The organism is Halalkalicoccus sp. CGA53 (genome assembly GCF_036429475.1).
Classification (GTDB): Archaea; Halobacteriota; Halobacteria; order Halobacteriales; family Halalkalicoccaceae; genus Natronorarus; species Natronorarus salvus.
The window spans coordinates 184,566-204,159 of the sequence record NZ_CP144125.1; the positions used below are offsets into that span (position 1 = coordinate 184,566).

24 protein-coding genes and 1 pseudogene are annotated in these 19,594 nt (G+C 68.4%); 15 read left to right on the plus strand and 10 right to left on the minus strand.

Annotation, left to right across the window (positions count from 1 at the left end; genetic code table 11):
- Positions 1–27 precede the first annotated feature (27 nt).
- Positions 28–255, plus strand: a complete 228-nt coding sequence (locus V2L32_RS02155; protein ID WP_331234795.1) for a hypothetical protein — start codon at positions 28–30, stop codon at positions 253–255.
- A 147-nt stretch (positions 256–402) separates the two neighbouring features.
- Positions 403–657 carry a glutaredoxin family protein gene (locus V2L32_RS02160; protein WP_331234796.1) on the plus strand — a complete coding sequence of 85 codons (255 nt, stop codon included), beginning with the start codon at positions 403–405 and terminating at the stop codon, positions 655–657.
- On the opposite strand, the gene V2L32_RS02165 is transcribed toward V2L32_RS02160, so the two are convergent.
- Both V2L32_RS02165 and V2L32_RS02170 read right to left on the minus strand, forming a co-directional pair.
- Complete coding sequence (locus V2L32_RS02165) at positions 644–988, minus strand: DUF7521 family protein (RefSeq protein WP_331234798.1); 345 nt, start codon at positions 986–988, stop codon at positions 644–646. The genes V2L32_RS02160 and V2L32_RS02165 overlap by 14 nt on opposite strands.
- Before the next feature lie 28 nt (positions 989–1,016).
- On the minus strand, positions 1,017–1,529 hold the full coding sequence (locus tag V2L32_RS02170; RefSeq protein WP_409348396.1) for a GIY-YIG nuclease family protein: 513 nt from the start codon (positions 1,527–1,529) through the stop codon (positions 1,017–1,019).
- Between the two features lie 97 nt (positions 1,530–1,626).
- On the opposite strand from V2L32_RS02170, the gene V2L32_RS02175 reads away from it, so the two are divergent.
- The 6 genes from V2L32_RS02175 to gdhB all read left to right on the plus strand — a co-directional run bounded on the left by V2L32_RS02175 (position 1,627) and on the right by gdhB (position 7,082).
- Complete coding sequence (locus V2L32_RS02175) at positions 1,627–2,163, plus strand: universal stress protein (protein WP_331234799.1); 537 nt, start codon at positions 1,627–1,629, stop codon at positions 2,161–2,163.
- The gene (locus V2L32_RS02180; RefSeq protein ID WP_331234800.1) at positions 2,076–2,453 is read left to right on the plus strand and encodes a helix-turn-helix domain-containing protein; all 378 of its coding nucleotides are present in this window, start codon (positions 2,076–2,078) and stop codon (positions 2,451–2,453) included. The genes V2L32_RS02175 and V2L32_RS02180 overlap by 88 nt, the downstream gene beginning before the upstream one ends.
- Before the next feature lies 1 nt (position 2,454).
- Positions 2,455–2,745, plus strand: a complete 291-nt coding sequence (locus V2L32_RS02185) for a DUF7521 family protein (RefSeq protein ID WP_331234801.1) — start codon at positions 2,455–2,457, stop codon at positions 2,743–2,745.
- 41 nt (positions 2,746–2,786) lie between these two features.
- Positions 2,787–5,531 carry a bacterio-opsin activator domain-containing protein gene (locus V2L32_RS02190; protein ID WP_331234802.1) on the plus strand — a complete coding sequence of 915 codons (2,745 nt, stop codon included), beginning with the start codon at positions 2,787–2,789 and terminating at the stop codon, positions 5,529–5,531.
- A gap of 73 nt (positions 5,532–5,604) precedes the next feature.
- A complete protein-coding gene (locus V2L32_RS02195; protein WP_331234803.1) occupies positions 5,605–5,790 on the plus strand; it encodes a rubrerythrin-like domain-containing protein in 186 nt (61 codons plus the stop codon).
- Positions 5,791–5,792: 2 nt separating this feature from the next.
- Positions 5,793–7,082 carry a glutamate dehydrogenase GdhB gene (gene gdhB, locus V2L32_RS02200; protein WP_331234804.1) on the plus strand — a complete coding sequence of 430 codons (1,290 nt, stop codon included), beginning with the start codon at positions 5,793–5,795 and terminating at the stop codon, positions 7,080–7,082.
- A 128-nt stretch (positions 7,083–7,210) separates the two neighbouring features.
- Here the strand turns inward: gdhB and V2L32_RS02205 are convergent, their stop codons facing one another.
- Positions 7,211–7,816, minus strand: a complete 606-nt coding sequence (locus V2L32_RS02205) for a halocyanin domain-containing protein (protein WP_331234805.1) — start codon at positions 7,814–7,816, stop codon at positions 7,211–7,213.
- A 149-nt stretch (positions 7,817–7,965) separates the two neighbouring features.
- Here V2L32_RS02205 and V2L32_RS02210 point away from each other — a divergent pair.
- Positions 7,966–8,130, plus strand: a pseudogene (locus tag V2L32_RS02210) (ABC transporter permease subunit); the annotation flags it as partial.
- 75 nt (positions 8,131–8,205) lie between these two features.
- On the opposite strand, the gene V2L32_RS02215 reads toward V2L32_RS02210, so the two are convergent.
- The 4 genes from V2L32_RS02215 to V2L32_RS02230 all read right to left on the minus strand — a co-directional run bounded on the left by V2L32_RS02215 (position 8,206) and on the right by V2L32_RS02230 (position 12,655).
- Positions 8,206–8,883: a TVP38/TMEM64 family protein gene (locus V2L32_RS02215; protein ID WP_331234807.1), complete on the minus strand. Its 678-nt coding sequence runs from the start codon at positions 8,881–8,883 to the stop codon at positions 8,206–8,208.
- A 371-nt stretch (positions 8,884–9,254) separates the two neighbouring features.
- Entirely contained in the window at positions 9,255–11,693 is a 2,439-nt protein-coding gene (locus V2L32_RS02220; RefSeq protein WP_331234808.1) for a bacterio-opsin activator domain-containing protein, read from the minus strand.
- A 30-nt stretch (positions 11,694–11,723) separates the two neighbouring features.
- On the minus strand, positions 11,724–12,467 hold the full coding sequence (locus V2L32_RS02225) for an SDR family NAD(P)-dependent oxidoreductase (RefSeq protein ID WP_331234809.1): 744 nt from the start codon (positions 12,465–12,467) through the stop codon (positions 11,724–11,726).
- Between the two features lie 44 nt (positions 12,468–12,511).
- On the minus strand, positions 12,512–12,655 hold the full coding sequence (locus tag V2L32_RS02230) for a hypothetical protein (protein ID WP_331234810.1): 144 nt from the start codon (positions 12,653–12,655) through the stop codon (positions 12,512–12,514).
- Between the two features lie 82 nt (positions 12,656–12,737).
- Here V2L32_RS02230 and V2L32_RS02235 point away from each other — a divergent pair, with 82 nt between their 5' ends.
- From V2L32_RS02235 to V2L32_RS02245, 3 genes are all read left to right on the plus strand, one after another.
- Complete coding sequence (locus tag V2L32_RS02235) at positions 12,738–13,175, plus strand: universal stress protein (protein ID WP_331234811.1); 438 nt, start codon at positions 12,738–12,740, stop codon at positions 13,173–13,175.
- An 828-nt stretch (positions 13,176–14,003) separates the two neighbouring features.
- Positions 14,004–14,477, plus strand: a complete 474-nt coding sequence (locus V2L32_RS02240) for an Lrp/AsnC family transcriptional regulator (protein WP_331234813.1) — start codon at positions 14,004–14,006, stop codon at positions 14,475–14,477.
- A gap of 289 nt (positions 14,478–14,766) precedes the next feature.
- Entirely contained in the window at positions 14,767–15,603 is an 837-nt protein-coding gene (locus V2L32_RS02245) for a TrmB family transcriptional regulator (protein WP_331234814.1), read from the plus strand.
- Positions 15,604–15,873: 270 nt separating this feature from the next.
- Here the strand turns inward: V2L32_RS02245 and V2L32_RS02250 are convergent, their stop codons facing one another.
- Entirely contained in the window at positions 15,874–16,986 is a 1,113-nt protein-coding gene (locus V2L32_RS02250) for a C45 family peptidase (protein ID WP_331234815.1), read from the minus strand.
- A gap of 108 nt (positions 16,987–17,094) precedes the next feature.
- On the opposite strand from V2L32_RS02250, the gene V2L32_RS02255 reads away from it, so the two are divergent.
- Positions 17,095–17,541: a hypothetical protein gene (locus V2L32_RS02255; protein WP_331234816.1), complete on the plus strand. Its 447-nt coding sequence runs from the start codon at positions 17,095–17,097 to the stop codon at positions 17,539–17,541.
- Positions 17,542–17,662: 121 nt separating this feature from the next.
- Positions 17,663–17,929 (plus strand): hypothetical protein, encoded by a 267-nt coding sequence (locus V2L32_RS02260; RefSeq protein ID WP_331234817.1) that lies wholly within the window; start codon positions 17,663–17,665, stop codon positions 17,927–17,929.
- Between the two features lie 130 nt (positions 17,930–18,059).
- Here V2L32_RS02260 and V2L32_RS02265 read toward each other — a convergent pair whose 3' ends face one another.
- Positions 18,060–18,470: a hypothetical protein gene (locus V2L32_RS02265; protein WP_331234818.1), complete on the minus strand. Its 411-nt coding sequence runs from the start codon at positions 18,468–18,470 to the stop codon at positions 18,060–18,062.
- Positions 18,467–18,817 (minus strand): helix-turn-helix domain-containing protein, encoded by a 351-nt coding sequence (locus V2L32_RS02270; protein WP_331234819.1) that lies wholly within the window; start codon positions 18,815–18,817, stop codon positions 18,467–18,469. Before V2L32_RS02270 ends, V2L32_RS02265 begins: the two co-directional genes overlap by 4 nt.
- A gap of 115 nt (positions 18,818–18,932) precedes the next feature.
- Here V2L32_RS02270 and V2L32_RS02275 point away from each other — a divergent pair, with 115 nt between their 5' ends.
- Positions 18,933–19,190, plus strand: coding sequence for a restriction endonuclease (locus tag V2L32_RS02275; RefSeq protein ID WP_331234820.1), 258 nt, complete (start codon positions 18,933–18,935; stop codon positions 19,188–19,190).
- Positions 19,191–19,594: the final 404 nt, after the last annotated feature.

Below are 19,594 nucleotides of genomic sequence, written 5' to 3' on the forward strand. Positions count from 1 at the left end.
CACAGTGACGTACTCCCCGGTAGAGCCATGATCGCTCCACGCACCGACCGACCCGAGCGGAACAGGATCACGACCGACGAGGAGGCCCGACGGGTCGCCACCGACGCGCTCCGCGAACGCGGCGAGGAACCAGTCGTGACGACCACGCCACACCGGACGCGGGCGACCTGGGTCGTCCCCGCCGTGAGCGACGGCGGCGCCTGGCGCGTCCACGTCGACCCGCGGACGCACGAGACGCGCGTCGTCGAGTGCTGATACTGTCGGCTGTACGTCGTTCACGAGTATCGAGCTCCCGTGGTGCCGAGGATCTTCACACAGTTACAGCCGACGGTACGAGACACCTCCTGCACCCATCGCTCCCGGATCCGAAAGCCCCCTGTAGCTCCGGCCCCGACCCGCGACATGGCCGACCCGGTACCGATCACCGTCTACACCCGGGAGAACTGTCACCTCTGTGGGGAGGCGACCGAGACGATCGAGGCCGTCGCTGCGGACGCAGGGGTCGACGTCGCGCTCGACCTCGTCGACGTCGACGAGGAGCCGTCGCTACGCGAGGAGTACGGCGACCGGGTGCCGTACGTGCTCGTCGACGGCCGTCCCGCGTTCAAGTACCGGGTCGATCGGCCCCGCCTACGTCGGCTGCTCACCGAGGCGTGACCGTGAGCGCGCCACCGGTGGCGGTCTTCGCCGCGAGCGAGTAGCCGAGCGCGAGGAAGCCGATCGCCGTCAGGGTGCTCTGTATCGCGATCCCCTGGAGGAGCGGCGCGGCGGCGACCTGGTGGAGGAGGCCACCGACCAGCGCGCCGGAGGCGACCAATCCGAGCCCGAACGCGAGCGCGCGCAGTTCGGTCAGCCCGGTCCGTCGGTACGCCCGGAGCGCGAACAGCGTGATCGCGCCGCCGACGACGAGCGTCACCGTGTTCGCCGCGACGATCACGGCGCTCACGTCGGTCATCGCCACGCCCGGTCCGGCGAGTTCGTATCCCATCATAGACGGAGTACCACCCCGAGGAGCGTCAATCGAGTGCCCGATTCCCGCTCCCTGAGAACGCCGCCCAGTGCGCCCGGGAGGCGGCACGGAGGAGCGCTCGCGCGGAGCGGTCGTACGCGAGGTGCGAGCGACACGAACAGTCCGACGCCCCGAAGCCCGCGATCCCGGCGTCGGGAAGCGCGCGGGCCACCGTGCACTCGACGTCGGCGTCCGGGGAGCGGACCACCCCCTCTATCCGACTTCCCTCGTGACAGAGCAGGGCGTCCACGTGCCAGTGGCGCACGACGCGCTCGCCGCGGGCCAGTTCGCGGTGGCGCTCGACACGGGAGAAGCCGCCGGGACCGAACGCGCTCCCGGTGTAGGCGTACCAGCCCGGCTCCAGCAGGTGAGCCCCGAGCGCGCCCACCTCGATCTCCGCTCGCTCCCCCAGCGCGATCAGCAGGGTGTAGGTACCGCCGGTCACGGGGGCCGGTTCGTCCCGTCGGTCGGTGAAGCTCCCGGTTCTCGCCCCCGTGTGGGTCGACCCGCCACCTCCCACCGTGGGGTCGGCTCGTCGCCCCGGGACCTCGCGGTCGGTTCCCGGTCGGTGGGAACCGGGGCGACGCTCATCCCCTGCCGGTGCCTCCGTTGACCCGATGTACGACGACGTCCTCGTTCCGATCGACGGAAGCGCCGCCGCCGAGGCCGCGCTGGTCGCGGCGACCGACCTCGCAGACGGCCGTATCCACGCGCTCTCGGTCGTCGACGACCGTGCGTTTCTCCTCCTCGACGACGACCTGGTCGAGGAGGTCAGAGCCGAACTCGGGGCCGGGAGCGACCGGGCGCTCGCCGCGGCGACCGACCTCGACCCGACGGTCGAACCCGTCCGCCGGGAGGGCGATCCCGTCGAGGAGATCCTCGCGTACGCCGACGATGAGGCCGTCGACGCGATCGTCCTCGGCGTCGGCGACCCCGGCTATCGAGGAGCGCCTGCTCGGGCGCGTCTCCGAACGGGTGGTCGCTTCGGCGCCGGTGCCGGTGCTCACGGTCCCGGCGGACGAGGAGTCAGGTGGTTTGAAGGGCGCTCGACGATGATCCCCGGACGATGGTGCGGGATCCGCGCGGTAGGGACGACGAGCCGGACCTCCAGGTGGTCCTCGAGACGCTCGAGGACCGCGCCTGTCGGACGATGATCTCCTCGATGGACGAGCCGGTCACCGCGAACGAGCTCTCCGAACGGTGTGAGATCCCCCTCTCGACGACGTACCGAAAGCTCGACGTGATGACCGACTCGACGCTGATAGAGGAGATGACGGAGATCCGCTCGGACGGCAGACACACCACGCGATACCGGATCGGCTTCGAGGAGGTGCTGCTCGCGCTCGACGACGACCGCGAGTTCGGGCTCTCGATCGCACGACCTAGCCGAACCGCCGACGAACGCCTCGCCTACCTCTGGTCAGAGGTCAAGAGGGAGGTCTGAGATGGTCCACGAAACCGCAGGTTCCGGGGTCGTCTCACTGATGGTCGTCGTGAAGACGCTCATCTTGCTGGTGGGGAGCCTCGTCACCTACTACGCCTACAAGGCCTACCGGCGCACCGGGGACCGATCGCTCGGACTCCTGACCGCCGGTTTCGCCTCGATCACGTTCGGCGCCTTCCTCGGTGGGACGCTCTACGAACTGCTCGGTACGCCGCTCGCGCTCGGGGTGGCGATCGAGGGGGTCTTCGTCCTCGTCGGGCTCGCGCTGGTCGCCGCCTCGCTCCGGACCTGAGGGTCGATGGGCCTTTCTCTCTCCCCGAGAGAAGGTCGACCATGACGGCGAGCGAGGGCGACCGACGAGCCGTACTCCTCGTCGGTCCGGAGGGGAGCCACGGCGACCTCCGCGAGGCGCTCCCCGGCTGGCGAGTCGGGACGACGGACGAGCCCGGAGCGGCCGAGGTCGACGCGGACGCCGCGGTCTGCGTCCACGATCCGCCCGAAGCCGACGCTCCGTCCGCCACCGAATCGCTCCGGGATCGAGAGCCGACGCTGCCGGTCGTCGTCTGTACACGGACACCCTCGGGGTCGCTCGTCCGTGCGGCGACCGCCGCAGGCGCCTCGGCGACCATCGACTGGGACGGGCTCGAGGCGCTGTCGGGAACGCTTACGGCGGCAGCCGAACGGGCCGAAGCCGAGAGGGGACGCCGCGAGCGTGCGGTCCTGGCGGAGGTCACCTTCGAGGACGCGACGCCGCGGTGGGTCTGTTCGTGGGACGGAGGGATCGGCCGGACGAACCGAGCGGCGGCGGCCGCCGTCGACCGTGAGCCCGAGTCGCTCTCGGGCGAACTGCTCTGGGACGGCCCCTGGTGGACCGCCGGCGACGAACAGGAGCTCCGCTCGGTCGTCGAACGCGCTCGCGAGGGTGGCGAGGCCACCGTGGAGACGACGGCCGTCGTCGAACCGGGCCGGAGGGGGACGGTGGAGGTGACCGCCCGGTCGTTCGGCGAGGACCGGCTGCTCGTGACCGCGGTCGACGTGAGCGAGCGCGCGAAGCTCGCCGAGCGGCTCCGGCGCTCGGAGGAGCTCCACCGAGTGACGCTCAACAACATGACCGACACCGTGTTGCTCACCGACAGCGAGGGCCGCTTCGAGTACATCTGTCCGAACGTCCACTTCATCTTCGGCTACACCGTCGCCGAGATCGAGGCGATGGGGACGATCGACGCCCTGCTCGGCGATGGGCTCTACGACCCCGAGGAGCTCAGCGAGCGGGGTGTGCTGACGAACGTCGAATGTACGACGACGGACAAGGCGGGCGAGGAGCACACGCTCCTGGTCAACGTGAAGGAGGTCTCGATCCAGGGCGGGACGACGCTCTACAGCTGTCGCGACGTCACGGCGCGGAAACAGCGCGAACGGGCGCTCTCGGCGCTCCATCACACCACCCGCGAGCTGCTGTACGCGGAGACCGACGCCGAGATCGCCTCGCTCGTCGTCGAGGACGCGGCGACGGTCCTCTCGCGGGAGGGGGTCGCGCTCTACCGCTACGACGCCGAGGCGAACCTGCTGCGACCGGCGGCGACGACGAGCGCGATCGAGCGACGACACGGCCCGCTGCACCCGGTGGAGCCCGGGACGGAGGGGATCGGCCGCGTCTTCCTCGACGGCGAGTCCGGCGAGGTCCGGATCGGCGGGGACGTCGCCGGGGGAAGGGGGCTCTGCGTCCCGATCGGCGATCACGGCGTGCTGGCGGTCGCCTCGAAGACGACCGACGACCTACTGCGAGAGATCACAGAACTCGTCGCCGCGACGGCCGAGGCGGCCCTCGACCGGGTCGAACGCGAGGCCGCACTCAGAGAGCGCGACCGGCGTCTCCGCGAGCAGAACCGCGACCTCGAGCGGGCCAACCGGATCAACGATCTCATCCGCGAGGTCGACCGCGCGATCGTTCGCGCGGAGACGCGCGAGGAGATCGAGCGGGCGGTCTGTGAGCGGCTCGTCGGCGCCGACGGGTTCGCCTTCGCGTGGATCGGCGAGCACCGCGTCGGCGGCGACACGATCAGGCCGCGGCTGCGGGCGGGCAGTGATCGCGGCTACCTCGACCGGGCAGTCGTCGGAGCGGACGACGGGGACGAGCCGGCGGCCGTCGCGGGTCGGACGGGAGAGACCGTGACGGTCGGGAACGTCGCGGAGAACCCGCGGGCGGCCCCCTGGCGAAAGGCGGCGCTCGGCTCCGGCTTCCAGTCGGTCACCAGCGTACCGCTCGCCGCGGAGGGCGCACGACACGGCGTCCTGACCGTCTACGGCGAGCGGCCGGGCGCGTTCGACGAGGTCACCCTGACCGTGCTCGGAGAGCTCGGCGAGACGGTCGCTTCGGCGATCGACGCGGTCGCGCGGAAGGACGCCCTCCTGGGCGAGACGGTGACCGACCTCGAGTACGAGGTCGAGGAACCGACCGGGCCGCTCGCGAGCCTGGCGAGACGCGCCGGGGCGACGCTCACGCTCGACGGGGCGATCCGACAGGGCGACGGGCGGCTCGCGTTCGTCACGGTCGACGGTGCTCCGGCGAGCCACGTCGCGGAGTCGGTCGACGGCTCGACGATCACCGACGCGAGGGTGATCGCGGAGGACGGGACGGGCGGCGTCATCCAGCTCCGCGTCACGGGTCCGCTGCTCGTCGGTGCGCTCGCCGACCACGGCGCCGTGGTCCGCACGCTCCGCGTCGGCCCCGAGCGGGCCGACCTCCTCGTCTCGATCCCGCCCTCCGTCGCCCCCAGGACCGTCGACGCGGTCGTCACCGACCGGCAGCCGACGGCGACGCTCGTCGCCCAGCGCGATCGGAGTCGGTCGGGGGCGGATCGTCGCCCCTGGCTCGCCGAGCGCCTCACCGATCGCCAGCTCGAGGTCGTCCGGACCGCGTACCACGCGGGCTACTTCGCCTCCCCGCGCGAGAGTACCGGACAGGAGGTCGCGGCGTCGCTCGGCATCTCCCCCCAGGCGTTCTACGAACACGTCCGAACCGCACAGCGCGCGCTGTTCGAGGCGACGATCGGCGAGACCCCGTCGATGGTTGAATAGTAAACCCCCAGACACGGCCGGAGTTGGGTAGTCAACCCTCCTCGCTTAGTCCGTGGGGCAAATATTGCGCGCCATGGCAACGGAGCGACGCGGCGACGGCGCGAGTACGACCCGGACCTGGGACTGTGGATACGAGCCGGACCGACGGGCGGAGTACGAGTGTCTCGACTGTGGTGAGGTGCTCCGCACGCGAGGACACCCCGGGGGCTGTCCCGGCTGCGGATCGGTACTCAGAAACCGTACGATGCCGATCGAGTGACCATGGCCTCTTCGACCACCGCAGCCGAACAGGACGCGAAGCCGAGCGCCGAATCCGAGTCGGCGCTCGAGACCGCCCGTCGACAGCTCTCCCGGGCGGCCGAGATCATCGACCTCGACGAGGACATCCACACCCGACTCGAACACCCGACGCGCGTCCAGCGCGTCTCGCTCCCGCTGCGCCGCGACGACGGCCGCGTCGAGGTGCTCACCGGCTATCGAGCCCAGCACGACAGCGTCCGCGGGCCGTACAAGGGCGGGATCCGCTATCACCCGGACGTGACCGAGGACGAGTGCATCGGGCTGGCCATGTGGATGACCTGGAAGACCGCGGTGATGGACCTGCCCCTCGGCGGTGCGAAGGGAGGCGTGATCGTCGACCCGAAGTCGCTCAGCGACGGCGAGAAGGAACGACTCACCCGGCGGCTCGCCCAGGAGCTCCGCGACATCGTCGGTCCGATGCACGACGTCCCGGCCCCGGACATGGGTACCGACGCCCAGACGATGGCGTGGTTCATGGACGCCTACAGCGTCCAGGAGGGCGAGACGACGCCCGGAGTCGTCACCGGCAAGCCGCCGGCGATCGGCGGGAGCTACGGCCGCGAGGAGGCCCCCGGGAGGAGCGTCGCGATCTGCGCGCGCGAGGCGTGTGCCTACCACGACCTCCCGCTCTCGGAGGCGACCGTCGCGGTCCAGGGCTTCGGCAGCGTCGGCGCGAACGCCGCTCGCCTGCTCGACGACTGGGGCGCGACCGTCGTCGCCGTCAGCGACGTCACCGGCGCGGCGTACGACCCCGCAGGCCTCGACACCCGGGCGATCCCCTCCCACGAGGAGGAGCCCGAGGCGGTCGCGAGCCACTCCGAGCGAGTGCTCCCGAACGAGGAGCTGCTCACCCTCGACGTCGACGTGGTCATCCCCGCGGCGGTGGGCAACGTCATCCGGACGGAGAACGCCGAGGACGTACGGGCGTCGATCGTCGTCGAGGGGGCGAACGGCCCGACGACGACCGGCGCCGACGCGATCCTCGACGAGCGGGGCGTGACGGTGATCCCCGACATCCTCGCGAACGCGGGCGGGGTGACCGTGAGCTACTTCGAGTGGCTCCAGGACATCAACCGGCGGGCGTGGTCGCTCTCCCGGGTGAACGAGGAACTCGAACGGGAGATGCTCTCCGCCTGGGAGGCGGTCCAGACGGAGGTCGACACGAGAGACGTCACCTGGCGCGACGCCGCCTACGTGGTCGCACTCACCAGGATCGCGGCCGCCCACGACGCACGCGGGCTCTGGCCGTAGCGGGCACCGACCTCCATGAATCGGGCGGCAGACACCGCGATCCCGTTACACGGCCTGCTGTACCCGTTTACCGCACGGACCGATACCCGTCGCTCGGTCTGAGCGGCACGGGCGTCCAGCAGTCCGTATCACTCCTCGTCGTTTCGGAACAGCAGCGCCGCGAACGCGAGCGGCGAGAGCAGCGCGAGCACGATCGCCGAGGCGATCAGGCCGAGGACTAACGTCTCACCGGCGTCGTCAGCCGCTCCCGTGCCCGCGACCTCGACGTCGCCGACGGCGACCGCGCCGATCATCCCCTGGGCCTCGTGGGGCGTACAGACGTACTCGGTGATCCCCTCGTCCTCGAAGGTGAACTCGAAGGTGAAGCCCGCCTCGTCGGTCGTCTCGCTCTCGAAATCGCCCGGACCACCGGTCGCCACGACGTTGTGCGCGCCGCCCTCGCCGGTCCACTCCCAGACGACCTCCGTTCCGGGCTCGATCCAGACCGCTGGCGGCTCGAAGGTGAGTCCCTGGTCGCCCGCGCCGACCTCGATCACGACCTCCTCCTCGCCGCGGAGGTCCTCGGTCTCCTCGTAGTTCTCCGCGTCGTCGAGGAAGCCGCCGTACTCCGGTTCCTCCGCGAGGGCGGTCCCGACGCCCCCCGTGCCGACCGCCGCGACGGCCGCCCCCCCACCCACGAGACGGAGCGCCTCGCGCCGACTCGCCGACCGATCGTCGGACCTCGATCCGTTCATACCTGCACTACGTTGGGCACGCGGCAAAGCCGTTACGTGATCCGTCTCAGTCGTAGCGGTGACAGGCACAGCGCCGACCGTCGCTCCGAACGCGGAGTTCGGGGTCGACCTCCTCGCAGACGGTGGCGAACTCCGAGGCGAGGAGGTCGTTCGCCTGGCCGGGGATGGGTCGGCTGCTCGTGAACGCCGTCCTCCAGCGCGATTACCCCGTGGTACAGGGGACGATCCTCGTCTACTCGGTGATCGTGCTCGTCTCGAACCTGCTCGTCGACGTCGCCTACACCTACTTCGACCCGCGGATCCGGTACGACTGATCGCCCTCCGCCTGCCGAACGTGGGAGCCGGAGACGGGCGCCCGGTTCGCGAGGTCGATCGACGGGAAACGGCGACTAGTCCCGCACGACCCGCCAGAGCGGCTTCGCGAGTAGGAGCAGGCCGAGTGCGGTCAGGAGCACGACCGGCAGTACACCGGGGGTCGAGAGGTCGGCGGCGGTCAGCGAGTTCGCGCCGGCACCGACGGCGACGAACGCCGCGATCCACGGGATCTCCCCGAGGAACGTACCGAGCACGTAGGGACGGGGCCGGACCCGCGCGACGCCCGCGCCGTAGGAGACGAGGTCGATCGGCAGCGGCGTCAGCCGGGCGGCGACGACGGCGCGGAGGCTCCCCGTTCCCTCCGCGAACCGCCGACCGCGTTCGCCCACGCGACCGAACTGACCGGAGTCGGTCCCGAGCCAGCAACCGATCAGGTACGGCGGGAGAGCGGTGAGCACCGCACCCGCGAGCGCGACGACGGTTCCGAGGGTCACGCCGAGGAGGAAGCCGACGGCGAGCGGGAACGGGCTGTGCGGCCAGCCGAGCAGCGGGCGGACGAGGTAGAGCGCGAACAGCGAGGGGAGGAGCCACGGGCTCTCGGCGGCCACGGTGAGCGCCGCCACCGCCCGGTCGGGACCGACGACGAGGGCGGCCGAGACGATGGCGAGGAGGAGTCCCACCCCGATGACGGTCCGGACGGAGGGACGAAAGCCCTCGGAGAGCACGCTCGAAAGCCGCCGTCTCGGGCGCATCGGACCGGCTACGGTCGCGAGGGCCAAGACGGTACTGGCGGTGTCTCTCACGGACTATCGAGGAATCCGACCGGGTCGGAGCGGTCGACGACGCCCTCGCGCCGGGACAGCACGATGCGCTCCGTACTGCGCTCGAGGCCGTCTCCAGGGGGCCGCCGCGGTACGAACGCGCTGCTCTCGACGCTCGGTGAGGGGGAAAACGGCGTATGGGTGTACGCGAGTGTGGGGTGACGCCCCCGGTCGCCCGCCCACGGAGTGCCTCTGATCCCCGCTTCACCCGCGGGGCACTCGTGGGTTCGACAAGACGTGAAAAAGTCATGTCGTACAACTGTTGGTATACACGTCGTCCCGCCAATACGAACAGTTGTACTCTAGTCGAGCAGCGCGTCGAACACCGAGCGCTGGGCGGTTCGGATCGTCCGGTGGAACGTCGACTGGTCGATGCCGAGCTGTTCGGCGATCTCCGTGCCGGTGTGCCTGCGTGGGGAGTCGAAGAAGCCCGCGTGGTAGGCAGCCTGGAGGATCTCGAACTGGCGGTCGGTGAGGTCGCCGACGGGTTCGGACCGACGCGAGGAACGGGAACGAAGCCCGGTCTCGAGGTCGCGCCGTCCGAGGAGCTCCGCCGAGGGGTGGCGCTCGACGAACGTGTCGGCGAACGCCCGTACGTCGCTCCCGGTCGGGAGTTCGATGGTGAGCGTTCCGCGTCCCCCCTCGGCCGAGAACGACCGAACCCGGCCCCCGTGGTCGGTCACCTGGTGGACGAACGAGCGCTCGACCGAGAGCTCCACCAGGAGCTCCTCGCCGTCGTCGGCGATGATCCGCACGCTCTCGACGGCCGGATCCGACTCGAGGGCCGACCGGAGACGATCGCCGTCGACACCGGAGACGGTCACGAACAGCAGATCGGTCCCGTCCGACCTGACGACGGTCCCCCGGTGGTCGATCCGGCCGCGGGTCTCGGTCGCGAGCCTGACGTAGAGCAGCGAGGGGTCCGAGACGCCGAAGACGACCTCCGTCCGGCTGTCACTCACCAGCGCGAGGCGGGTCGTGATCGCGTCGAGCGCGTAGCCGACGGTCTCGCCGAGTTCGGTGAGCACCGCCCGCTCGCGCGCGCCCATCGTCGGCCCGCGGGCGTAGACGACGAGCACGCCGTACCGATGGTCGCGGTGGGTGATCGGCACCGCGGCGATCGTCCGGTAGCCGAGAGAGAGGGCCTCCGACCGCCGCGAGCCGTAGCGCCGCTCCTCGAGCAGGTCGTCGACCACCCGTGTCTCGCCCCGGCGGACCGCCTCGGTCGCAGGCGTGGGCGGTCCGTCACCGCCGACGTCGATCGACGGGGCCGGGGGGTCGCCCACGCCGTCCCAGCCCCGGAGCTCGATCGTCTCCGTCGTCGGGTCGTACTCCCCGATCCACGCCGCGCGGTACGGCTCGGCCGCCGCGAGCCGGTCGCAAACCGCGTCGATCACCCCCTCGCGCGTGCTCGCCCCGACGAGCGCACTCGTCACCTCGCGGATGATCCCCGTGAGGTGGGTCAGCCGTTCGAGTTCGGCGTTCGCCCGGCGGAGCTCTCGCTCGCGCTCTCTGAGTTCGAGTTCGCGGTCGGCGCGCTCCAGAGCGGCCTCGGTGTTCGCCGCGAGCACCTGCGCGAGCCGAACGTCCTCCTCGCCGAACGCGGCGACCTCCGGCGAGCCGGTGATGAGGATCCCGTGCGTGCCGATCGGGACGACCAGCTGGCTCCGGACCGGGAGCTCGTTCGACACCTCCTTGATCGCCCTGATGTCGTCGTAGACCGCGAGTTCGCCCTCGACGAACGCGTCCCACGCGAGCGAGTCGTCGCCGCGGAAGACCGGGATCCGCTCGAACGTCTCCGGGACGTCCGAGGAGACAGCCCGGGGGATCAGCGCGTACTCCTCTTCGTCGAACCGGTAGACGCCGACGAGCGAGAAGCCGAGGATCTCGGTCGCGGCGTCGGTCACCACCTCGGCGACCTCGTCGGGGGTCTCGGCGCGCATCATCCACTGGGTCGCCTCGTGGAGCGCGACGAGCGTCCGTTCGCGCTGTCTTCGCTTCGTGACGTCCTCGAACGCGTAGACCGCACCGGTCGTCTCCTCGCCGTCGTGGAGCGTGGCGGCGTTCACCTGAACGAGCCGTCGCCGGCCGTCGGGGCGCTCTAACTCCCGTTCGAACCGCCGGACCCGTTCGCGGTCACCGGCGTCGTCGGACCACAGCGCCGGGAAGAGCTCCTCGACCCGGTCCTCGGGCGTCTCGCCGAGCACCTCGCTCGCGCGGTCGTTCGCGTAGGTGATCTCGCCGCCGTCGACGACGACGATACCGACGGGGGTGGTCTCGATGATCCGTTCGTTCAGCTCGTGTTCGGCACGCAGCGCCCGTTCGACCGTCCGCTGGTCGGTGATATCGGTCGCGAGCCCGACGGCGTGGGTCACCTCGCCCGCGTCGTCGGTGATCGGCGCCGCCCGGTCGCGGATCCACCGCGTCTCGCCGTCCGGCCGGACGATCCGGTACTCCACGTCGAACTCGGGGCTCTCGTGGATCGCCTCCCGGAGCCCCTCCCTGTCGCGTGGGTGGACCGCCTCCAGGTACGCGGTCGGGTCGGCGTAGAGCTCCTCGCGGGAGCGGTCCCAGACCTCCTCGTAGGCCGGGTTGACGTAGAGGATCTCCCGTTTCGGGAAGTCGGTCATCCAGAGGACCTCCCCAATGGTCTCGGCGAACTGGTAGAAACGGTCCCCGAGGTGGTCGCGGCTCGCCACCGAGCCGCCGTCTCCCGCCACCCTCCGCCCCGGTCCGCGCATACCGCTACCTACGGAGCACGCGTTATCAAGCTACCCCGTTCGGTCGGCGAGTCGCTCCTCCCACTCCTCGGCGGGGAGCGACTCGCCGGTGATCCCGTCGGGCGGCTGGGCGGCGAGCAGGACCGCCGCGTCGTCCATCACGTCCGCGGAGAGCACGTCCCCTCGCTCCTCGTCCGGCAGGTGGTCCCAGAACGCCGTCTCGACGCGGCCGCCGGGATCCAGCCCGTTGACGGTGAGTCGGTCCTCGCACTCCATCGCGAGCGTCCGGGTGAACCCCTCGAGCCCCCACTTCGAGGTGACGTACGGCCCCCAGCCCGGCAGCGCCCGCCGGCCGAGACCGGATGAGACGTTGATCACACTCCCCCGTCCCGCCTCGAGCATCGGCGGGAGCGCGTGTTTCGAACAGAGGAAGACGCCCGTCAGGTTCACGTCGAGGATCGCACGCCAGTCCGCTTCCTCGACGTCGACCGTCTCCCTGAGTTCGTCGTGGAGCGTCAGCTGGCCGATCCCCGCGTTGTTCACGAGACAGGTCAGCTCGCCGTGGGTGTCGAGCACCGTCCCGACCGCGTCCTCCACCTCGCTCCCGTCGGTGACGTCGGTCGGGACGACGAGCGTCTCTCCGTCCGCGACGTCGGCGACCGCCTCCAGGTCCTCGCGGCCGCGCGCGAGCAGCGCGACGTTCGCGCCCTCCCTCGCGAACCGAAGCGACATCGACCGCCCGAGTCCGCGGCTCGCACCGGTCACCATCACCGTCTCCCCGTCGAGTTCTCCCATGGGCGTACGAGAGGGCTCCGGACCGAGTAGCTGTCGGATCCCTGCTACAGCCCGAGCAGCCGGGCCAGGAGACCACAGAGTAAGCCGACCAGGCCGATCGCGAGGCCGACGAACGGGGGCAGGACCGGGATCGGAACGACGATCAGCACGAGCGAAACGGCGATCACGACGGTCGAGGGACGAACCATACGTGTGGAACGAGCGGGCGATCCAAAGCGTCTCGCCCGGCGAGCGGGAGCAACTTTAGTGACCGGATCGCGTAGCCCAGCCATGGCGCTCTACGAACGGATACTGGTCCCGACCGACGGGAGCGAGGCGACGACGGCGACGCTGGCACACGCGCTCTCGATCGCGGCCGATCACGACGCCGAGGTCCACGCGCTCTCGGTGATCGACACCCGGATCACCCGATCGGCCCCCGACGAGGGCCGCGAGGGCGTCGAACGCGCCCTCGAGACCGAAGCGGAGTCGGCCGTCGGTTCGGTGAGGGACGAGGCGACGGCGGCGGGCCTGGAGGCGACGACGGAGGTCAGACGGGGCCGACCGGACCGGGAGATACTCGCCGTCGCGGAGGAGATCGGAGCCGATCTGATCGTGATCGGAGCTCACGGAAAGACCCCCCGGGAGAAGCTCGCGACGATGGGGAGCGTCTCCGAACGGGTCGTCGACGGCGCGGACCGTCCGGTGCTCGTCGTCAGAGGCGAGTAGGGCGAAACGTCCCCCCGGGGGCGGGACCGGTCGACGCAGCGGGACGGCTCACCCTCCCCGATCCTCCCGAGAGAGGACGGCGAGTACGGAACTCGTATCAGATACACCTGCGTCGTCGTTCGAAGGGGTTCAGCCCACCCCGGATCACGTGCAGAGAGAGATCCGTCGGCCGAGAGCTCCGTGGGTGGTGCTGAAACGGCCGGTCCGATCCACGTGTTTTGAGTATCCGAGTAAACATCCACACCTATACACGAGGGCTGTGTGGGTACGATCACCCTACCGAGGGTACTGTGCTACGCGGGGAGGATCGAAGGATCGACGATTGTGCCTCGGACGTCCTTCGGAGCGTGAGACGAAGAGGTCTCGTGTGCCTCCCTCGCACGGTCCGATCGCACGACCGAAACGTGCTCCTACACCGTCGGCTACAACTGTGTGAGGATTCTCCCGACCCCGTGGCGGTGAGAATCCGTCACGACGTACAGCCGACCGTGTATCACCCAGAAAATCACACCTCAAAAGCTCTCTCTCCAACTGGAACGGCACCGCCGCACGCTCTCACCGGGCGGGTGCGACGTCACCTCTCCAGCCCAGTCGCTCCACTCTGCGGGCCTCGGACACCGCGGAGACCCGCTCGGACAGTGGCTCACCGGACACACTCGGGTCGCGACCTCGATCGAGCGACCGCCCGGTCGGACCGAGTGGCGCGGGGAGGTGGATAGTTGGGATCCGGTCCAGACCCCACACCACCGGTCGCTTCGGGATACTCCCGTATATCTTTGCTGTGATCATTTGGGTTAACGACATACGGACGGGGCGCCTCGGGGAGGTATGGTCAGGGAGTTAGACGACGTCGACAGGGGCATCCTGCACATGCTCCAGCTCGAAGCACGGGAGACGACGGCCCAGGAGATCGCCGACACGGTCGGCGTCTCGCCCAGCACGATCAGAAACCGGATCGACCAGCTCGAAACCGACGGCGTGATCAGGGGCTATCACCCGGAGATCGACTACGAGGAGGCGAACCTTCCCCTCCAGATACTGTTCATCTGTAGCGCGCCCGCGACCGAACGCTCGGAGCTGGCCGAGGACGTGATGGAGGTCCACGGGGTGGTCGATCTCCGCGAGCTGATGACCGGACGGCGAAACCTGCACATCGATGTCGTCGGGACGAGTACGAAAGACATCACCCGGATCACCAACGCGATCCACGAACTCGGCCTCCAGATCGAGAGCTCGGAGTTCCTCCAGCAGCGACGGAGACAGCCGTTCAACCACTTCCATTTCGTGGGAGACGATTCGTAGATGCAGAGGTTAATTTCTTTTTTAAAATGTTAAACTAACACTATAAAATTGTATATTTCTCTAATTCGCCTTTCCTCCTCTGGTAGGAAATTTATTCTATTCATAAATTGCGGAATGAACAGTTATGATAGATATCGGTCAGAGCGTTTCATGTAGCTATCTCTCGTAGAGGGGGGTATGGATACGACTTACAGAGTACGTGTTACCACGAACGAAGGAGAACGGATTTCCGAGAGAGCGTACAACAACAGGGACGGCACCGGAGCGGCCGGTGAAGTGGTTGGGACCCATGAATGAACGATCTACACAGCAACAGGCGGTCGAGCTACTGCAGGAACTCGGACTCAAACAGTACGAAGCGGCCTGCTTCGTGGCGCTCTCGCGGCTCCCGAGCGGTACGGCGAAGCAGATCAGCGAGATCTCGGAGGTGCCCCGGACCCGGATCTACGACGCGATCAGGGTCCTCGAGGGGAAGGGGCTCGTCGAGGTCCAGCGCTCGAATCCACAGCGGTTCCGCGCCGTTCCGATCGCCGAGGCGGCCGAGACGCTCCGCAACGAGTACGAAGACCGCTCGAACCGGCTCGCGGAGACGCTCGCGGACCTCGATTCGGCCGTCCCCGACGAGGGCAATCCCGAGCTGACGCACGACGTCTGGGCGCTCTCCGGCGAGAGCTCGATCGCCAACCGGACGATCCAGCTCGTCGACGGCGCCGACAGCGAGATCGTCCTGGTCGTCGGCCACGAGGACGTCCTCACGCCGGAGCTGGTGGATCTCCTCCAACACGCTCGACAGCGGGGGCTCTCCGTGTTCATCGGGACGGCCACCGAGGAGCTCCGCGACCTGGTTCGATCCGAGATCCCCGAGGCGGAGGTGTTCGTCTCGGGACTCGACTGGTTGCGCAGCTCCCCCATCGACAGCCAGGACACGACGACGATCAGCCGGCTCGTGCTGATCGATCGGGAGGCGATCCTCGTGAGTTCGATGAGCGGGACGAACGGCGGCGGCGCGGTGACCGAGAAAGCGGTGTTCGGGGACGGCTTCGACAACGGGATCGTGGTGATCGCCCGGCGACTCATGGCGACGGGGCTGGGGCCGGACGGCAAACTCGGCAGGTTTCCCACCTAGCAACCGAGCGACGACCCGGGGCCGTTCCCAGTCGAGACCGGGGATACCCACGGCGTCGGCAGGATCGGTCTTCCCCGTCACCCGGGTCGTCTCGGTAGACCTGTGTCGGTGTGGTCACGACGCGCGGCGGGGCTCCGAGAGAGAAAGCCCGGATCGGATCGTATCGGATCGTATCGTATCGTCACCCACCCCGACCACCCATCCCCATCGGGCCGTGTCAGAGACCTTCTCGACCTATTCTCGTCCACACCTGATCGAGGATCGCCCGTCTCAGAGCTTGTACTCGCGGTATTCCCCCTCACAGGGTGGGCCCCGCACCGCGAGGATCCGGCGCTCTCCGAGGTCCAGGATCAGGCTCGCGTTCGTCTGGCCGTACTCCTCCTCGGGGAGGTCCGTATCGACGTGCTTGCAGATGCTCGCCGGGTACGAGAAGTGATCGCGGAGCGCCTCGCCGATCTCCTCCTCGCCGAGCGCCCCGTCGCTCTCGGAAAGCAGCCGACGCAGCCGAGCGGCCCGGTAGAGCGTGCTCGGCCCCCGGCGTTCGTTGACGCTCTCGGCGACGCCGGAGACGAAGTGGTTCGAGTGGGTGAGCACCCCCTCCTCCGGGTAGAGCGGGCCGACCCGGCTCGGGGCTGCCTCCAGGTCGATGATCTCGCCCGCCGCGTGGCCGAGCAGCACGTTCGCCGAACAGACCCGATCGGTCTCGACGACCGGCCTGAGCGCGTCGTCGAACCGATCCGCGTCGAGCACCTCGCGGAACCGGACGTGGTACGGCCTCTCGAACTCGTTTCTCCCGTCTTCGGTCGAGATCAGTCCGTTCACCGCCAGCCCGATCCCGTGTTCGTTCAGCCCGACCTTCCCCCCGACGATCCCCGCCTCCGTCATGTAGAGCGCGTCGGGGGCGTCCTCGCGCCGGAGTTCGACGAGGAAGATCGTCTCCGCGATCGGCGAGAGCCAGTCCCAGTTCTGACCGACGTAACACGCGTCGTCTGCGGTCGCCGGTGCCCGAACCCCGAAGCTGGTACAGCCGTCGACCGGTGGCTCCGTCGCTCCGTACGTCGCGTCCGTTCCCTCGATCCCCTCCTTCCACGCGGGGTAGAGCACCTCCCAGCGGACGTTCAGCGTCGCGACGTCGGTGAGCGAAACCCCGCTTCCCTCCGCGATCCCGCGCATCTCCGCCGCGTACGAGGGGTTCTCGCGCTCTATCTGCCCGACGTACCGCTCCGCGCCGTCGCGGAGGGTCTCGAGGTCGACTCCCTCGTGATCGAAGCGCTGCGTGTACGTCTCGACGTTCGCCGCGACCGCCCCGGAGAGGCGCTCGCCGTGCTCGTAGCCGCGGTCGTAGGGCTCGCCGCGGAGGACGATCCGCTCGAACTCGGTCATGTCTCTCGCTCACACAGCGGGGGCAAAAGTCTCCCCCTCGGGGCCGGGGTCCCGTCTCTCGCCGCCGGAGCCGATGGTATATACACGCTTCGGCCCTCTGTCGAGACGATGAGAACCGTCGAAGCAACCGTCCTCCTCGAGGTCCCCCGTACCGAGGTCGAACGGGCGCTGTCGCCGGCGTCGATCGTCGAGTACGCGGGCACCTACGACGTGACCGATGTGACGGAGTCGGACGGAACGACGGTCGTGACCGCGACGGGCGAGAACGTCGCCACGACACTCGAGTTCCGGGAACTGAAGAACGGCTACAGCTACACGCAGGTCGAGGGCGAGGGCCCCTTCGAGGAGATGCACACCCGGATCACGGTGCGCGAGAACGGGAACACGCGCGTCTCGGTACGCTCCGAGTTCACCTTCGGCGGTGCGTTCTCGTTCCTGAAGGACTGGCTCGGGAAGGACCTCAGGAAGACCGAACTGCAACGGCTGCTCACGAACCTCGCGCTCGACCTGGAGAACGGCTCGGAACGAGAGAGCCCGGAACGGGGCGAGGAGTGAGTCCGGGCAGTTCGTGATCCTTCGAGTTCGCGGTCGAACCGGTCACGGTCGTCGCGGCCCGTCCCGCCCATCCACCGGCCGAGGGGTTGATTACGGACCCCCTCGAAGACGGATCGATCGTATGGCGCCCGCATCGACCGTCGAGAACCGCATCGTCTTCGAGTACGCCTTCGGGGTCGCGTTCGTGGTCATCCTCTTCACCGGATTCCTCTCAAGGGCGTTCCCGGGCCCGCACGTCGTCGATGGGCTCGGGACGGCAGTAGTCGTGGCGCTCGGACCGGTCCTCCTCTCGGCGGTCTTCGCGGCCCTCGTTGGTCTCGGTGTGGACAGGCTACTCTTCGAAACGTGGCCCCGTTTTCCACGGACTGACGATCGGCGAACCCGATAGAGAACGGCCGGCGATCGAGCCGCTCTCGAGTGATCGGGGTACTGGTTCGTGCGGACCTGAACGGCGAAGCGAGCGATCGGATAGTGCTCTGAGTCTCGCCCGTCGTGGTCCTCCGATCGATCTCTCGCAGTCACCGACTGAACCGTCTCGAGCCATCTGGAACACACACCGCCCTACGATCCGGTATCGGATCGCGGTCACCGATCGGGTTTGGTGCGAACGCCGAGATAGCTCGCGAGTGTACCGACCGCGTCGTCGACCACCCGTTCGTCCAGCCGACCCAGCTCCCGGCCGATGTCCTCGGGATCGATCGACCCCCCATGTGAGGATCGAACTCTCCTCCGGACCCGCCCGCGAGCAGGTCGTCGTCCGCGATCGGGAGCCGTTCGTCGTACCAGGTTCGCGTCGAGAGCGCGAGCACGACGTACTGCTCGCCGTGAAACGGTATCTCGGGAATGTTGACGATCACCCACGGGCGTCCCGCGTCACCCTCTTCGAACGGATCGTCTACGCCGACGATCCGTTCGCGTGGAGCGCTCATTCGGTCGCTCGATCGCTCGCCTCTACCCACTCGTCACGGTCTTCCTCGCCGTACAGTTCGTCGAAGAGCTGGGTCACCCTGTGGAGGTCGTAGGCACGTCGGAGCCGGTCGGTGTCGTCGGTGATCGCCCAGTAGGGCCCTTTGTGCCTGACGAGACCGCGCTCTTCGAGTCGCGAGAGGACGGGGTGGATCGAGTTCTCGTTGACCCCCGTTCGCCGGACGATCTCCGTCGCCTTCCAGGCGCGATCCTCGTTCTCGAAGAGGAACGCGATCACTCGCTCCGGATTGCTCACCTCTTCCAGTTCCTCTGGATCGCCCTCTTCGAAGCGATCGATATCGATGGACATGTTCGAATGTCTGTCCGACGTCCACGATATGGGCGTCGACGTCATCGCTCACCCCGACGCGCTCGGCTTCGACGAGCTGTTCGTCAAAGTCCAAGTTAAACGCTAGCAGTCGAAAGTGGGCGGCCACGACATGCGCTCGTTCACCGGAACGCTCGTGGGTGCCGAGAAAGAGCTGTTCGTCTCGACGGGTGGGTTTACCAGTGACGCAGAAATGGCGGCGAAGAGTTCGAGCCAGCGCGTGACGCTCGTCGACCGCGACGGCTTCATCGAGCTGTTGATCCATCACTACGAAGATCTCGAATCGGAGTACAAGGCAAAGGTCCCGCTAAAGAGGGTGTATATCCCGGCACAGGACCCTCCGATCGAGGGGTAGGGTTGTCAGTCTGTTACCGAATTCTCCTCTCGTCGGGGATGTCGATCCGAACCCGATCTCCTTTCTCGAACCCCATCGTACCGATTTCCCACCTCACCTCTAATCGGTTGCGACGCTCTCCGAAGTCCTCCATCGAAATCGGTTCACCGGTACGATTATATCGCACTGAAGACAACTAGCTGTAGCGAATCGCACGATGACGCCGGCCCCCGTTCGGAACCGGAACGGACTCGAATTCGCGGCCAAAGGTCCGTTTATAAGCAACCCGACGCAGTCTGTCGAATCGGATCCGACAGTATTTCGAACGGGCGTGACGGGATTGCGTCATAGCGTGTGACGAAGTAGATTACGCCGCCGCTCCGTCTATCGATTTCGGGGGTACCGTGGCATGAGGTTCACTCACC